Source organism: Pedobacter sp. AC379 (assembly GCF_979258145.1).
Map to the genome: position 1 here is coordinate 3,384,759 of NZ_OZ409839.1, position 14,301 is coordinate 3,399,059.

16 protein-coding genes are annotated in these 14,301 nt (G+C 35.3%); 9 read left to right on the plus strand and 7 right to left on the minus strand.

Translation table 11 applies throughout. The features are described 5' to 3' along the window. Positions 1 to 5: 5 nt before the first annotated feature. Together ACZZZW_RS14940 and ACZZZW_RS14945 are read right to left on the minus strand one after the other, a co-directional pair. Positions 6 to 2,468 (minus strand): YfhO family protein, encoded by a 2,463-nt coding sequence (locus ACZZZW_RS14940; RefSeq protein ID WP_463494521.1) that lies wholly within the window; start codon positions 2,466 to 2,468, stop codon positions 6 to 8. Positions 2,469 to 2,734: 266 nt separating this feature from the next. Then, positions 2,735 to 3,253, minus strand: a complete 519-nt coding sequence (locus tag ACZZZW_RS14945) for an RNA polymerase sigma factor (RefSeq protein WP_463494522.1) — start codon at positions 3,251 to 3,253, stop codon at positions 2,735 to 2,737. 267 nt (positions 3,254 to 3,520) lie between these two features. Between ACZZZW_RS14945 and ACZZZW_RS14950 the strand changes: the two genes are divergently transcribed. After that, positions 3,521 to 4,207 carry a DUF2461 domain-containing protein gene (locus ACZZZW_RS14950; protein ID WP_463494523.1) on the plus strand — a complete coding sequence of 229 codons (687 nt, stop codon included), beginning with the start codon at positions 3,521 to 3,523 and terminating at the stop codon, positions 4,205 to 4,207. A 141-nt stretch (positions 4,208 to 4,348) separates the two neighbouring features. Here ACZZZW_RS14950 and ACZZZW_RS14955 read toward each other — a convergent pair whose 3' ends face one another. Continuing rightward, entirely contained in the window at positions 4,349 to 4,579 is a 231-nt protein-coding gene (locus tag ACZZZW_RS14955; protein WP_055909890.1) for a hypothetical protein, read from the minus strand. A 488-nt stretch (positions 4,580 to 5,067) separates the two neighbouring features. Here ACZZZW_RS14955 and ACZZZW_RS14960 point away from each other — a divergent pair, with 488 nt between their 5' ends. Then, a complete protein-coding gene (locus tag ACZZZW_RS14960) occupies positions 5,068 to 5,529 on the plus strand; it encodes a PA2169 family four-helix-bundle protein (RefSeq protein ID WP_463494525.1) in 462 nt (153 codons plus the stop codon). A gap of 75 nt (positions 5,530 to 5,604) precedes the next feature. Here ACZZZW_RS14960 and ACZZZW_RS14965 read toward each other — a convergent pair whose 3' ends face one another. Further along, entirely contained in the window at positions 5,605 to 6,336 is a 732-nt protein-coding gene (locus ACZZZW_RS14965) for a hypothetical protein (protein ID WP_463494527.1), read from the minus strand. Positions 6,337 to 6,348: 12 nt separating this feature from the next. Beyond that, a complete protein-coding gene (locus tag ACZZZW_RS14970) occupies positions 6,349 to 7,035 on the minus strand; it encodes a hypothetical protein (RefSeq protein ID WP_463494529.1) in 687 nt (228 codons plus the stop codon). Positions 7,036 to 7,720: 685 nt separating this feature from the next. On the opposite strand from ACZZZW_RS14970, the gene ACZZZW_RS14975 reads away from it, so the two are divergent. From ACZZZW_RS14975 to ACZZZW_RS14985, 3 genes are all read left to right on the plus strand, one after another. Continuing rightward, entirely contained in the window at positions 7,721 to 8,122 is a 402-nt protein-coding gene (locus ACZZZW_RS14975) for a hypothetical protein (protein WP_463494531.1), read from the plus strand. A gap of 196 nt (positions 8,123 to 8,318) precedes the next feature. Then, positions 8,319 to 8,699, plus strand: a complete 381-nt coding sequence (locus ACZZZW_RS14980) for a LytR/AlgR family response regulator transcription factor (protein WP_463494532.1) — start codon at positions 8,319 to 8,321, stop codon at positions 8,697 to 8,699. Positions 8,700 to 8,710: 11 nt separating this feature from the next. Continuing rightward, the gene (locus ACZZZW_RS14985) at positions 8,711 to 9,178 is read left to right on the plus strand and encodes a hypothetical protein (protein ID WP_463494534.1); all 468 of its coding nucleotides are present in this window, start codon (positions 8,711 to 8,713) and stop codon (positions 9,176 to 9,178) included. A 16-nt stretch (positions 9,179 to 9,194) separates the two neighbouring features. On the opposite strand, the gene ACZZZW_RS14990 is transcribed toward ACZZZW_RS14985, so the two are convergent. Beyond that, positions 9,195 to 10,328, minus strand: coding sequence for a sensor histidine kinase (locus tag ACZZZW_RS14990; protein WP_463494536.1), 1,134 nt, complete (start codon positions 10,326 to 10,328; stop codon positions 9,195 to 9,197). A gap of 76 nt (positions 10,329 to 10,404) precedes the next feature. Between ACZZZW_RS14990 and ACZZZW_RS14995 the strand changes: the two genes are divergently transcribed. Then, positions 10,405 to 10,554, plus strand: coding sequence for a hypothetical protein (locus ACZZZW_RS14995; protein ID WP_463494538.1), 150 nt, complete (start codon positions 10,405 to 10,407; stop codon positions 10,552 to 10,554). A gap of 18 nt (positions 10,555 to 10,572) precedes the next feature. Here the strand turns inward: ACZZZW_RS14995 and ACZZZW_RS15000 are convergent, their stop codons facing one another. Then, on the minus strand, positions 10,573 to 11,298 hold the full coding sequence (locus ACZZZW_RS15000; protein WP_463494540.1) for a LytR/AlgR family response regulator transcription factor: 726 nt from the start codon (positions 11,296 to 11,298) through the stop codon (positions 10,573 to 10,575). 123 nt (positions 11,299 to 11,421) lie between these two features. On the opposite strand from ACZZZW_RS15000, the gene ACZZZW_RS15005 reads away from it, so the two are divergent. The 3 genes from ACZZZW_RS15005 (at position 11,422) to ACZZZW_RS15015 (ending at position 14,121) form a co-directional block, all read left to right on the plus strand. Further along, positions 11,422 to 11,631, plus strand: coding sequence for a cold-shock protein (locus tag ACZZZW_RS15005; protein WP_463494542.1), 210 nt, complete (start codon positions 11,422 to 11,424; stop codon positions 11,629 to 11,631). Between the two features lie 640 nt (positions 11,632 to 12,271). After that, entirely contained in the window at positions 12,272 to 12,856 is a 585-nt protein-coding gene (locus ACZZZW_RS15010; protein ID WP_055909864.1) for an RNA polymerase sigma-70 factor, read from the plus strand. 146 nt (positions 12,857 to 13,002) lie between these two features. After that, complete coding sequence (locus ACZZZW_RS15015; protein WP_463494545.1) at positions 13,003 to 14,121, plus strand: FecR family protein; 1,119 nt, start codon at positions 13,003 to 13,005, stop codon at positions 14,119 to 14,121. The last annotated feature ends 180 nt before the right edge of the window (positions 14,122 to 14,301 follow it).

The window sequence follows — 14,301 nt, forward strand, 5'->3', positions numbered from 1 at the left end:
ATGATTTAGCTCAATGTGGATCGCTTTTTGAAGTTAAGATAAATTCCGGTGCCAATTAACAACACAAGTATAAAAGATGCTGCGAATGAGATTTTTTCTCCAACGTAGTAAGCGTTTGGATGGAAAATGAATTCGATTTTATGCTTTCCGGCGGCAATCTGTGCACCTCTTAAAATATAGTTTACGCTAAAGTAAGGCTTTTCAACACCATCTATAAACATTTTCCAACCTTTATTATAGTATACTTCCGAAAAAACAGCGGTATTGGCCTTTGGTGCATTGCTTTCATAAACAAGTGTATCAGGCGAATAACTGGTCATTTTAATCTGTCCGGCAGGCAGCTCATTGTTAGGGGTTTCCTGGATGATGAGGCTTTTGTATTTTTTATTGATAATTACATCTGTTTGTGGCACTAGCGTACTTAGTGCATCCATTTCTGCATCAGCGTTTTTTACAAAAGTAATATGGTTCACAAACCAAGCGTTGCCGCAGGCTTTTGGATTGGCCATTACCTTAAGCTGTTGTGCAGAATCGGCTGTAATTATATACTTGGTATTCAACATGCCCAGGATATTGAGATTAACACCTTTTTTAAATTGTATTTCTACAATTTCATTGAATTTTTTTAGCCTTGCTGCAGAATAACCACCTATCGATTTGTGAAAATACGGTGTGGTCGCATCACTTAAAATGTCTTTTGTTAAATCGATAACCTTATAATTCAAGTCGCTATCTTTCCATATTTCTAAATCAACAGTTCTAGGCTCAGGGGTATTGGTAATGGATTTTGCCACAAAACTTTCCTTATTTACGTACCGCTTATCAACCGTGTAAAGGTCAGTTAACACAATTAATGCTATAGCAATTGGAAAAAATACAGGATTTATTTTATCTTTTAGGTATAACCAGAGCAATGCAAAAGCCGCTATAATGTAAGCCAATGATCTAATGGCATCGCTTTGTGCTAGCCATTTACGGTCTTCAACTAGTGCATTTCCGATTGTATTGGCTTCGGGTGGCCCAATTTTAAATGCAGTAGCAATCTGATTAAGCATTTCATTATGGTTGGCACTCTTAAATGATAAAAAGAGGGTGGGCACTAGGGCAATCAATAATGTAAAACCAGCTGTTATGTATAAAGCCGGAAATATTTTCTTCAGCAATATTTTTTTATCGCTGGTATTCATTACTTCTTGCAGGCTTAATATGGCCAGCATCGGGAAACATAGGCCAGCCACAGCAAGGATAGATTCTACCGCCCTGAATTTGTTGTATAAAGGTACATGGTAAAAAAACAGATCGGATAAAAATGGCCAATTTTTGCCAAAAGAAAGTAGCATGGTAAAAATAACAACTGATAACAGCCACCATTTAATACTGGATTTAACAATGAAAAGGCCAAGTACAAAGAAGAAAACAATGATTGCACCAAAATAAAAAGAGCCTTCAGTAAAAGGTTTTTCGCCCCAATAAAGTGCCGGCATACTTTGGGCAATGCCTAATGCCTGATTGTCATCAGCTCCTAAGGTTTTGAGTGATTTAATAAGGTTAGACTCCGGATTTGTATTCGGTCGGGAACTTCCGCCATACGCATTTGGAATTAAGAAAGTAATGCATTCGCCAATACCCTGGCTCCATTCATATGCATAATCTCTGGGCAATCCGGTTGTTTTTTTAGTGCTTGTACTACTCAGCTCCGAAGTACCCCTGATGGTTTCTTTTCCATACTCATAAGTGCTCCATAAAGAAGATGTATTTACCAATATGGCCAACAGGGTAGCCGCGGCTGAAAATCCCACTGATTTTAGGAATAATGGAATCGTTTTATCGGTAAAGGCCTTGTAACATTCAACCAATACGAACAGCAATATTGCCATCATCAGATAATAAGTCATTTGGATATGGTTTGCCCTAATTTCCATAGCGAGAAAGGTGCTCAATAAAATTGCTCCCTTAAAGTACGATCGTTTAAAAATTAGAATAACGCCTGCTAAAACGGGGGCAAAAAATGCGATGGCGAAGATTTGGCTGGAGTGGCCGGCACCGATAAGTATAATGTTGTAAGATGAAAAGCCAAATGCAAGCGCTCCGGCGAAAGATAACCATGGATTGACTTTTAGCACACAGAAAAGCAAGTAGGTGCCGAGCAGCAATACCATAAAAATTCCGGTCGGGGCAGGCATGGCATAGCTAATTACTTTAACAACCCAAGTGGTAATGTTTGCCGGGTAGGGTGCCCATATCTGAAAGGTGGGCATACCCGCATGAATTTGATTCGTCCATAAAATGGTTTCTCCTTTTTCTTTGTAGTGGTTAATTTCGGTTTGGGTAGATTGTGCCCTGGTTACATCATTTTGTCCTAAGGTTTTACCCATAAAAGATGGACTGAAAAAGAGAAAGCAAACAACAAAAAGTAAAAATACAATAAGGAAATGTATAGCATTATTGCTTAACCAGTTTTTCATCATAACAGAGTGTTTAGAACACTAAAAATATGATTTTCGATTGAAAATGAATGAAATATTAACTATGGTATAATACTCGAATTGCAATATCCATCTTTTAAGCTGAATTGGAGGGCAAAATTCTTGCGAGAGTAATATCTATGCTCTTGTTGATTACTTAAATAGCCCACATTAATTAATGCAGGCTAGTTGTTAAGCTTTTTAGAAATGTAAAATCTATAAATGTAAAACGGGTTGTAATGGATAATTTTAAGAACTATCCCGTTTGCTTAAAGCTGATAGTTTCCACGGTAATTTTTCAAGTATTTCTTAAGTTCCAGTCGGGCCTGGTGAATGCGTGTTTTTACTGTCCCCAACGGCAAATCAAGTTCTTCGGCAATTTCATGGTATTTATAGCCTTCAAAATATCTTTGAAATGGAATACTAAGCGCGGGTACTATGCTATTAAGTGCCCGTTGAATATCGTTGATCACAAAACCGGATTCGGCAGCATTCCGGGTAGAACTTTTTAGCAAATGCGCACTGGAAATTTCTTCTTCCGTAGTAACCGTTTCACTGCGTTTTTTATTCGAACGGTAGTTATTGATAAAAGTATTGCGCATAATTACATAAAGCCAGCCTTTAATATTTGTACCCTGATCGAAATTATGACAGAAACGGATGCCTTTTAGCAACGTATCCTGTACCAGATCTTTAGCCTCGTCGGGATCTTTTGTAAACTGCATGGCATGCGAATGAAGTGCTGTTGCATGAGAATTTGCCGCTAAGCTGAATTCATTTTGATTCATTGTTTTTTAATGTTTAAGACCTTAACTATCAATTTGGTATGCCAGATCTATTGTGTACTGTACTTTAACTCCAATATGATCACTTGAAGGAGCAACAAAACAAGTTAAATTTGGTTTACCCATAACTGGTTTTTTTATCGAATAAGCTTAAATAGGGTATTTATACGAGGGAAAAATTATTGATTTTGAATAATTGAATGTGAATAATTGAGGAATGGAAAACCTTATCTTTGAAATTCAATATCCTGTAAAGCCAACAATAAATCAATGCCTGCAACGCCTATAAAAATATATCCCTCAAGTATCGGTTTTTTGGAGAAACTGAAAAGCAACAATAACCGCGATTGGTTTAATGCGCATAAATCCGAATATCAGGAAGAACAGGCCCACATCGAAAATTTTGCTTCAGCATTACTAGCAGCACTCAATCTGCACGATGTAATTGAAACGCCTTCGGGCAAAAAGAGTTTGTATCGCATTTACCGCGATACCAGATTTTCTTTAGATAAAACACCTTACAAAACACATTGGAGCGGAAGTTTTAAACGTGCAGGTAAAAGTAGGCGTGGAGGTTATTACTTCCATATTGAAAAAGGAAACAGTTTTATTGGTGGCGGATTCTGGGGGCCATCTCCGGCTGACTTAAAGTTAATAAGGGATGACATTGCTTTTGATAATCAGCCGCTGCGCGATATTTTAAATAGTAAAAGTTTTATGGCTGCCTTCGGCAATTTAGCAGGTGAGCAATTAAAAACAACACCAAAAGGTTTCGAAGCCGAACATCCAGCTATCGATCTTTTACGCTTTAAGCAATTTTTACTGATTAAAAGATTTGATGACGAAACGGTATTAAAAGATGATTTTGTGCACCAAATGGGAAAGGGATTTAAAGATATGAGGCCATTTTTTGATTACATGAGCAGTGTACTGAGTGGTGATGCAAATGGCGAATAGTTGGTTGTTTAATTGCCCCGAAAATAACTCCACAGGTTAAACATTATTCTATATCCACTGAATAACATTAAATTGTTATCCAGTGGATATGAAAATCAAATTAATAAATCCAGATGCTCAACTTCTCGTAAAAAATCTCGTTTAGCTGTTTACCACTTCAAAACCTCCATACATGGCCATTTCTGCAGAATGATGAACCGTTAACTTTAATTTCATGCGTTCAATCAGTTCTTTAGCAAAAGTGATACTGCGGTGTACATCATTATTGCCTCTTATTTCAATTCCACGCGCCAATAACTTAAATTTATTAGGCTCGAATTTTTCGATAAACTTTTCTAAGTCTGTACTAATTTGAGTATTCGTGTTTTTCATATTGATAGTTTAATGCTTTATACAATCTGATAACACAGGCAAATGTTTTAAATGATTTATCAACAAACATGGTGTTTTAAACAAAAGTAGTTGTTAATTTATGTAAATAATTGATAATTAATATTTTATAATTTTTTCGCGCCTTATATATTTCTTACAACCTCGCCGATATATCTGTTCTACATTGAATCATTATCCTTGGAAAGCTGCCTTTATAATAAATAAAAAATTTTGTCTGATTTTTTAAAACAATTTAAAACCAGTTGCGTTTAGTATATAGTTTGTTTGGTTAGTTTTATCGGTGGATGCTTATAAAACATAATTATATAGCCTCATAGTAATATGGGGCTTTCTCTTTTTACACGTTTTTTTTTTGCGATGTCTCCGCGAATTTCCATTCAATAATTTAAAATAAATTTGGTTGTAAAATAACTTAAACTATCTGTTCAATTTGCTGTTGTTACTTTAAATTATCTACAATATATATTATGGAAAATCAAGAAAAAACAGTAGAGGTACTTAACGACCTGATTCAAATTAACAATGATAGAGCAGATGGCTTTGATAAAGCAAGTGCAGATTTAAAAGATGTAAATATTGATTTAAAAGCAACTTTTGATAAATTTTCATCTGATAGTAGAGCTAATGTAACCGAACTTGCCGGTTTGGTAGGAAGAAACGGTGAAAACCCTGATACAGGCAACACCATCTTAGGTAGCTTACACCGTGCATGGATCGACATTAAGGCAAGCTTTGGTGGCGACGACAGACACAGTATTTTAGCTGAATGTGAACGTGGTGAAGATGCCATTAAAAAAGCCTACCGTGATGCACTTCAGGAGAATGAACTTGGCGAAGCAATTAGATCTGTATTGTTGAAACAACAAGAAGGAATTAATGCCAGTCATGATGCAATTAAAGCATTAAGAGATGCGCATGCTGCATTGTAAGATTGAAGATATAAATAAAGAGCCGTTCAGATTTCGAATCTGAACGGCTTTTTTTTGCAGTTTCAATTTAACTTATTAAAAGTTACAGGCTGCAGGCATATCAATCGTTAAATTATAATTTGTCTGGTCAATCTTCTGCGTTACTCTATAAGTTTCAGCACCATATACAATCTGAAATTCATATGTTCCGTTCTGTTCGAGTAAATTTGTGCTAATTTTTCCTTTATCCATATAGCCCAGGTATTGAAAAGCAGCATTGCTCCCCGATTTTTTAAAGTATACATAAACACTCGGTCTGATTTCCAAATCTGTACGGTTTGGGCATCTGCCTGTGAAAGTGAGTGCTACATTATTATACACTGGTGGCGGTGGCGTTACAACCGGAGGCGTGGTTGAGCCAATTTTTGTAAGCTGAATATTTACCAGCTGCTGTTTGTTTTCTGCTTTAAAAATAACCTGCCGCGTTTCTTTATTATAACCTGGTGCATTAATTTCTACGTTAACATTAATGGGTTGATCGGCCGTAGGGGCAATGGTAGGACGAAGGCCAATAGTTACGATTCCCGAGCTGAGTTTAATTTCTTTTTTGCCCGAAAGTTCGTAAATGTCTTGCGCAGCAGCACCCGAAAGTGTAATTGTAGCGTTGGCAGGAGCAGGATTACCATTTTCTCCATCGGTAACATTTATCAATGCGGTATATTTTATTACGTCGGTATCGACAACGATTTTAATGTTTTCTGTAGGCTTGGTGCAGGCAGCTAATGTTAACATAATTAACCCCATTTGCAGTTTTTTGATTGTAAACATGATCCTTAGCATTTATAGTTTATAACTGAAATTGACCTGAACGATGGGCAGCCACCGGTAATCTTTAATATTTGATTGAAACTGAGGAGTTTGAGATGAATTACCTTCCAGCAAGCCTGTACCCGTAATATCGGCTTTAGGTTTACTGAGGTAGTATGTGCCCAGATCGAAATTAACATTAAACCTATTCTGTGGGAAAGCGTGTACAAACGCTAACCCAAGGTAGGGGGCGAGGCCTTTCCAGTTCACATTTAAATCAACGTAACCAATCTGATCGTCCGTAAGTACCAGATCACCGTATTTGTAATCATCAGAAGGGATTATCCGAAGGTCGCCTTTTGCTTTAAAGAAATAACCAAAACCACCGACCAATCTAAACCAGGTTGCTTTCTTGATGGGAACATAATCTGCCAGTGCATGCACATTATAAAAATCGGCAGATAAATTAGAAGTAGAATTGAATCCCGAAACTTTAAAAACGTCGTTTGCTTTAAAAGGAATGAAATTAAATCCACCACGGAGGGCAAGTTCAGGTAAAATACCATAAGCAAACTCGGCACCTATACCTTGCGTACCTACATTAAGCTGAACAGATTTTTGGTTTAGAAGCGATGGCGCTGATGAATTTATTTGTGCGTTTATATTTCGACTGAGCAGAAATAAAAACAAGATCAACACATAGCGAGCTAAGTACATCATAAATAGGATTAAGATTCATAACTATTGGACAATTTTAGCAGCGAATAATGTAGATCTTATTAGGGAACAGTATTCCTTTAAAGAAGTTTAAATTATTTTCAGCTGAACGGGATGAACAGCATTGTATTGAATTAGAATAACTTATATACACCAGTTTTAAAATGGTTATATCATAAGTAATCTTTCTAACCCAAGTTTATGTGCTATTTTTTTGGCTTAATTATGTTCACTTTTAACCTGAATTTTGTGATAAATTAAAAATCAGTCGGTTTATAACAAAATTGTTACTTTAAATTTGTTAGATCCCCTTTGCTTTAATTACGATAATAGTTCATTAAAAATCACTTTACCGTTAAAATTCGTCTTTTTTATGTTAAATATTGAATTTGAATGAATTCCTGATAGCAGTAAACCAATAAAAAATGTATTTTTTTTCTGAAATTCTAATTTTTTTGCTAAAGTTTCCGAAAATGATAATATTTCTGCAAATCCGATAGAATAACTATTTTTGTCATCAATCAGGTCAACCTGATAAAGTCTATTATCCCGTCCTAATTACCAAAAATGCGAACAAACAATGTTTATCGTATTCAAGCGCTAATAGCTGTTTTTTATAAACTGCAATACACAACGCGGATAACTTATTTATACCTGTATTTTAAACCGTTTATATGATCCCGATGCTATGAGTAGTTTTACATTCGAAATCCACAATAAAAAAAACGATCAAATTTCAATTATAGATGTTACAAGCTCCGGTGGAGCATATTCTATCAGCATTGATGATGTGTTTAGCGGCACCATGATAGAAGATAGTGAAGCACCAACAGGATATTTCACCGCAGATAAAAATCTTTTTCCCTTTATTGAACACATTGCCGAAGGCTTAAACACCCATAAAAACAGAATTTCCATCAATGAACTGTTAGCCGCAATGGTTGGCATTTTACAATTAATTTCTTTCCTGTTTGGTACGGTGGTTACATTTAAACTGAAAAAACTTTTTAGTAAGGCTAAATTGGGATTGCTATTACCTGCAATATTAGAATTTATAGGTTTAACTGAAGGATCTGTTAGTGGATTTTAATACTTAAAGCCAATTGACAATAAATGCAACCTTTTTAAAGTAAATTTTAAGTATAAATACGTAAAGTAAATCTGCACAAATACTTTATTGGGTTTAATAAGACATCCATTACCGTAATATTACCTTTTCTTTTCATAGCTATTGTAATTGATATAGATTTTAGCAAGATTTGCAGAGTCTATTTTAATTTACAAATATGTATTACAACTGTTCTATAGTTGATGATGAGCAGCATGCAATTGAGGCTTTGAACGATTATATCAAAGAGATCGACTTTTTAAAGGTCACCAGTATATTTAATAACCCGCTAGATGCTTTAAATACAATAGGGAAAGGAGAAATGATCGATTTTCTTTTTCTGGATATTGATATGGACGGAATGGCAGGTACCGAATTATCAAAACATTTAAGGGATAAGGCACGTTTTATGATTTATGCTTCATCAAACTTAGAGCATGAGGTTAGAATGCTCGATTCTAGCTTCGAATGTTATCTTGGCAAACCAATATCTATGAAACGTTTCGCCAGCACTATCGAAACACTTGTACGCATCAACAATCTCCCGATATCGAACTGATACAAAAACTTATGATCGAACTTAATTACGTATTTAAACAAGAAGGTTTAGCAGATATATTATATCAGTTAATCCGTGCCAGCATGGAAGATCCATGGTTGGTGCTCTCCGGCAGTAATGTACTTGGTATTATTGATAGGATAGATGATTGTTGGGTGCAGGTAGCGGGCAACGAAGTTTCTGAAGCGGCAATAAACGGTATGGGTAACTTAATCAGCAAGCAGCAGTTTAGTTGGTTACCCGGCCTAGTTAAAAAACAATGGCTGGATTACGTTTTGGAAGTAACCGTTATAAGCAAAAACAACTATGAAGTTATTTGCAAGGAAAATATTTGCATTAAACGCTTTAAGCAACGGTTTATTCCAGGAATACATGCGCTGGCCAGAAGGGAAGAAGAGATTGTTTTCAAAGTATCTTCATTCAATAATTCCAGTTTTTATGAGGTAACCAAAGCCCCTGCAATTGACAGGTTTGTATAATTATTTTTAAAAGGAATTAATAAGTTAATGCTTCCATATTGGTAGGGAATGCTTCCTGTAAAGCTTTTTCTTTAATCGCTATTGTTAAAGTATAAAAACCATCTTCATCAACATAAGCATTCATTTCTGCATGGTTACCATAGGTATAATTCAATCTTGTTCTGATATTATCTAAACCTGATCCAAAACCCACTTTGCTTTTTACTGATGCAGGCAAATTCCTGCTTTCAATTTTTAAGGTATCGTTATCCATATACAGATCGATAGTGGCTTTATTATCGCTATTAAACAAATTACCATGTTTAAACATGTTTTCCAGAAGCGTTAACAATACCAATGGAATAAATTTTATATCCAGTACATCAGGTGAGGAAGCCATTTCTATAAAAACCTGACCTTGGGTGAGCTGATGAAGCTTTATCAGGTTTTGGCATTGTGCTATCTCATCACTTAATTTTATATAACCATCATTATGCTCTGTATTGGCGGCAAAACGCATCATATCCGATAAATAAACCATAACCTGGGCATCCTCAGGATCATATTGTCTTATTTTTTGATGAATAAATTCTAATGTGTTAAACAAAAGGTGGGGATTGATCTGTGCTTTTAAAAAAGCATTTTTAGACATTAAAAGTTCTTTATCGGTTCTTTCTTTATCAATAAGCATTTTAAAACGCTGTTTTTCAACACGTTCTTTTTCAACTCTTTCGTTTAAGTAACGTTTTATGAAGAAGTAACCAGTTGAAAAGAGCATAAAATATGTACTTCTATAAAGGAGTTTAAAGATTCTAACCGTAAGTGTTGGAAGAGTCCCTGTTAATATATTAGTATATACATATAGTAAGTGGTCAATTCCAAAAATCAATCCAATATAAATGCATATTTCAAGTGCAACAATAGGTAGGATTTTCCATAAGGAACTGTTGGGGAAAGCTGTTACCTTTTCTAACAACCATGTATGTGCGTAAAATAGAAAGATATTAAATGAATAATGTATAACGTAATTACTAAACGTTCCTACAGCTCCAGCAAAAGCAAAAACCATAATTGTTTCCCAAAATATAAATACACACCATGCAATCAGGTGTATTTTATATTTACTTAGCCAGTTTACTAATGAGCTTTTACTCGCGTTTAAACTATCCATAAAGACTTCTTTACTATATATGTAATCAATAACGTTACAGCGCCTCTACACTTCTAGTTTTCATAAAAAAAATGATATGAGAGCTAAGAAGATTGTTAAAAGAACACTATTTGTATTTAAAAAAAATGTTTATTTCGATATCAAATCAGATCCCACTACATCTGATCCTACAGGTACCTCCACAACTTCACTAACTGGTATTTATAATCTAAAGCATTACAAATAATATTACTATCAGCAGCCGCTATTTTTTACGGCTGCTGATAATGAGTTTTTCTGACATAAAATCACGAAAATCGTTGTGATAAATATCCCCTACAGAAAATGTAGTCTGGTTTGATAATGTTATTCTTGTTCCATCTATATGTGTAATGTGTTCAATTGCAATAATATAGGCCCTGTGTAATTGTATAAATCCCTTTTTAATGCTAAGCTGTTCTTTTACATCTTTTAAACTCAGGTAAGCTATAATTACTTTATCTTTTGTGTGGATTTTGATGTAGTTATGAAAACTTTCGAAAGCGATAATGTCCGCATAACGCACCAATATCGCCTTATGGTCTTCTGCTTTATTTTTTACCAGGAAAAAGGTATCCTCTTCAGCATTTTCCATTTCTTCGCCAAAAAGCCTGTTGAGCGTTAGAACAAACTTGGCATAACCATAAGGCTTAAGCAGGTAGGCATCTCCTTCAGCTTCAAATGCTTCAAAAGCATATTCCTGGTGCGAAGTTGTAAATATCAGCTTCCGGGTTTTTGATCTCACTGCTTTTGCCAGCTCCAAACCAGAAATTTGAGGCATCTGCACATCCATAAAAATCACATCAACAGTTTCTATTTTTTGCAATTCTCTTAATGCAGTTAATGGATTTGTATAGCTTCCTACAAGTCTCATATTTGGCGTTTCTTCAATGTATTTTTCAAGTCCCGCTATAGAACTTAACTGGTCATCAATGGCTATACACTTAATCATCTCCTAATCGTTCTTTTGCATCCATAACGAAATTACACCTTTTCATAACGAAAATAGTACGTTTTATCCTCATTAGTTTCAAAATTTCATTTTCCTGGCTAAATTAATGTAAAAAAATGTCTTATGAAATATACAGGAATTATTAAATGGTATAACCCCATACGCGGCTTCGGGTTTATAGAGCTTGAAAGTGGTGCAGAGATGGTTTATGCCGACAATCAACAGCTGAAAGGAATTTTTAAACCATCATTATTGGTAGGTACAAAAGTGCGTTTTAACCTTAAAAGAGGTAATATTGGCTGTCAGGCTACCAATATTGTGGTGCTAAATTAAGTTACTAACTGGTATTTTAACCGATTTATAACGAAAATATACCGATCTGTGTAACCAATTTCTTAAAATGTTCTTGGCAAGCGATATTCGCTTTCGGTTTTTACAGATAAACAAAATAATCTAACCGAAACCTCTGTTCGGCTAAGCTTAACATAAATAATGCTCGCTCAACATCTACCTATCAATACCTAATTAATGTGCTTTCCTATCTAAATTGATGCTCTCCTTTTAGATATGGATATTGGCAAAAATTGAAAAGCCAATGGTTCATTCTTTGAGTATTTGCCGCTCGGCTTCATTATGGTTTTATGAAGAATAAACGCTGCTTTAACATTTGAGGATATTTCTTTTGCATTAATATCTTTGATTTTTCATTAAAAGTTTTAATTCCTGATTTTTTGGATAATTTGAATACGAATTACGTAACACGGAGGCTGTAATTTTATCATACTAATGTTGTGTTTAGTTATTTATAGACTTATTCCAATTACAAAAGCACTAATAACTGTAGAGCTTAATTATTTCATAGGATATTCTACATATTTCTTATTGAAATTTGCAAATATCAAGATATAAGTAAGATAAGCCCCAAATAACGCAATGAAACCGATTGTATTTATATTATCTTTGTGTTATCCCTATGCGTATTTACAGTTCATATTCTGACAGCGAATTGGCATTCTTGTTAACTCAAGGTGATGAACTTGCATTTACCGAAATCTACAACCGCTTTTATGGGCTTCTTTTTATTCATGCCAGCAAACGGTTAAACGACGAAGAAGAAGCAAAGGATGTGCTCCATCAGTTATTTGAGTCGCTTTGGGTAAAACGCATGCAGGTAGCACCCGACGGTAATTTATCCGCCTATTTATATACTGCCGTCCGCAATAGGGTTTTAGATGTGTTTGCCCATCAAAAGGTAGAAAATAAATATGTCGATTCTTTACAGGATTATATCGATCAGGACCATGTTTTGACGGATTATCTTGTTCGCGAAAAACAAATGGCTTTATTAATCGAGAAAGAAATTGATGCTTTACCGCCAAAAATGCGCGAAATATTTATTTTAAGTAGAAAAGAGAATAAATCGCATAAAGAAATTGCCATTCAGTTAGGGCTTTCGGAGTTAACTGTTAAAACTCAGGTTAAAAATGCACTGAGAATTCTTAAAACAAGGCTAGGACTGGTTGTTTACGTTGCTTTATTATTTAAAACATACCGATAGCTATAATACTTCCTTATTATAGTGCTGTTTTTTCAATAAAAAAGAGTAAAGTCAGATTCTTTATAAATAAAAGTGATTTTCGTCTACCCCCAGCGTAATGGCTTCGCCGTATATACAATAATCAACCAAACTAGATTTCTTTTTTAATGGAGAAAAACGCAAAAAAGCTTTTAGATAAATATCTTGCGGGCAACTGTACAGCAGAAGAAATTGCTGTGGTAGAAGATTGGTATCTCCAACTGCCTAATGAAGCTGTTGCTCCGGCACATACAACCATCGAAAACAATAAAGCAGAAGTTTGGAATAGTTTAAATCCACGGCCTAAGGCAGTAAAATTAATTACGTTTAAAAATGTTGCCATTGCAGCAAGTATTGTTTTATGCTTTGCCATTGGAACTTTTTATTTCATTCAGCATAAGGATGCGCCTTTAGTGGCCAAAACGGAACTGAAAGATATTCAGCCTGGCGGTCAAAAAGCTATGTTAACACTGGCAGATGGTACTGTTGTTGATCTGGACGATGCCAAAAATGGTCAGATTGCCAATCAGAATGGCATCATTATCCGTAAGGCTAAAAATGGTCAGCTCGAATACATTATTAAAGAAAATCCTAACGCATCCACTGCGGGGGTAAATACAATTAGCACACCTCGTGGCGGGCAATACGAGGTAACCTTGCCTGATGGTACAAAGGTATGGCTTAATGCTGCCACAAAACTTACATATCCTTATGCCTTTGCTAAAAACGAAAGGTTGGTATCGTTAAGTGGTGAAGCATATTTCGAGGTTTCAAAAGATCATACACGTCCTTTCAGGGTTAAAACAGATGCACAAACGGTAGAAGTTTTAGGTACACATTTCAATATTAACGCTTATGGGGATGAATCGACCATAAAAACTACCTTATTAGAAGGTGCGGTAAAAGTGAGTGCGGCTACAGGTATGGTAAATTTACATCCTGGAGAGCAATCGCAATTTTTTCCAAGCAGCGCAAAGTTAACGCTTAATGCGCAAGTGGATACAGATAAGGAAATGGCATGGAAAAATAATATTTTTTCGTTCGATAATGATGATTTACAGAGTGTTATGCGTCAGATTTCACGCTGGTATGATGTAGATGTGGTTTACCAGGGCAAAATTGCGCCTGAAAAATATGTGGGAGAGATACCAAGGAATAGCAACCTGGCCGAGGTTTTTAAAATATTGGAGCTTAACCACGTGCATATTGAAGTAAAGGGCAAAGTACTTACGGTATCAGGAAATTAAATAAGAAGGGCTTTTCTATAAACAGCCAAGAAAATCAACCAACCAATTTACAAACTAACTAAACTTTATGATGAAAAAACTACCAGAAATTTAGCATTATACCTTTAATACAAACCGAAAGCGCGACAACGCTTCCGGTAGAAATTTGGACAAGCAGCTTGCTTCGAACCCAGCTGCTAT

Excerpts from the sequence above, each read along its gene's own strand:
- ACZZZW_RS15010 (WP_055909864.1), top strand. The coding sequence starts at position 12,272 with ATGCGTATTTACAGTTCATATTCTGACAGCGAATTGGCATTCTTGTTA.
- ACZZZW_RS15000 (WP_463494540.1), bottom strand. The coding sequence starts at position 11,298 with ATGATTAAGTGTATAGCCATTGATGACCAGTTAAGTTCTATAGCGGGA.
- ACZZZW_RS15005 (WP_463494542.1), top strand. The coding sequence starts at position 11,422 with ATGAAATATACAGGAATTATTAAATGGTATAACCCCATACGCGGCTTC.
- ACZZZW_RS14945 (WP_463494522.1), bottom strand. The coding sequence starts at position 3,253 with ATGAATCAAAATGAATTCAGCTTAGCGGCAAATTCTCATGCAACAGCA.
- ACZZZW_RS14980 (WP_463494532.1), top strand. The coding sequence starts at position 8,319 with ATGTATTACAACTGTTCTATAGTTGATGATGAGCAGCATGCAATTGAG.
- ACZZZW_RS14970 (WP_463494529.1), bottom strand. The coding sequence starts at position 7,035 with ATGATGTACTTAGCTCGCTATGTGTTGATCTTGTTTTTATTTCTGCTC.
- ACZZZW_RS14990 (WP_463494536.1), bottom strand. The coding sequence starts at position 10,328 with ATGGATAGTTTAAACGCGAGTAAAAGCTCATTAGTAAACTGGCTAAGT.
- ACZZZW_RS14985 (WP_463494534.1), top strand. The coding sequence starts at position 8,711 with ATGATCGAACTTAATTACGTATTTAAACAAGAAGGTTTAGCAGATATA.
- ACZZZW_RS14960 (WP_463494525.1), top strand. The coding sequence starts at position 5,068 with ATGGAAAATCAAGAAAAAACAGTAGAGGTACTTAACGACCTGATTCAA.
- ACZZZW_RS14950 (WP_463494523.1), top strand. The coding sequence starts at position 3,521 with ATGCCTGCAACGCCTATAAAAATATATCCCTCAAGTATCGGTTTTTTG.
- ACZZZW_RS14975 (WP_463494531.1), top strand. The coding sequence starts at position 7,721 with ATGAGTAGTTTTACATTCGAAATCCACAATAAAAAAAACGATCAAATT.
- ACZZZW_RS14940 (WP_463494521.1), bottom strand. The coding sequence starts at position 2,468 with ATGATGAAAAACTGGTTAAGCAATAATGCTATACATTTCCTTATTGTA.
- ACZZZW_RS14965 (WP_463494527.1), bottom strand. The coding sequence starts at position 6,336 with ATGTTTACAATCAAAAAACTGCAAATGGGGTTAATTATGTTAACATTA.
- ACZZZW_RS14995 (WP_463494538.1), top strand. The coding sequence starts at position 10,405 with ATGAGAGCTAAGAAGATTGTTAAAAGAACACTATTTGTATTTAAAAAA.
- ACZZZW_RS15015 (WP_463494545.1), top strand. The coding sequence starts at position 13,003 with ATGGAGAAAAACGCAAAAAAGCTTTTAGATAAATATCTTGCGGGCAAC.
- ACZZZW_RS14955 (WP_055909890.1), bottom strand. The coding sequence starts at position 4,579 with ATGAAAAACACGAATACTCAAATTAGTACAGACTTAGAAAAGTTTATC.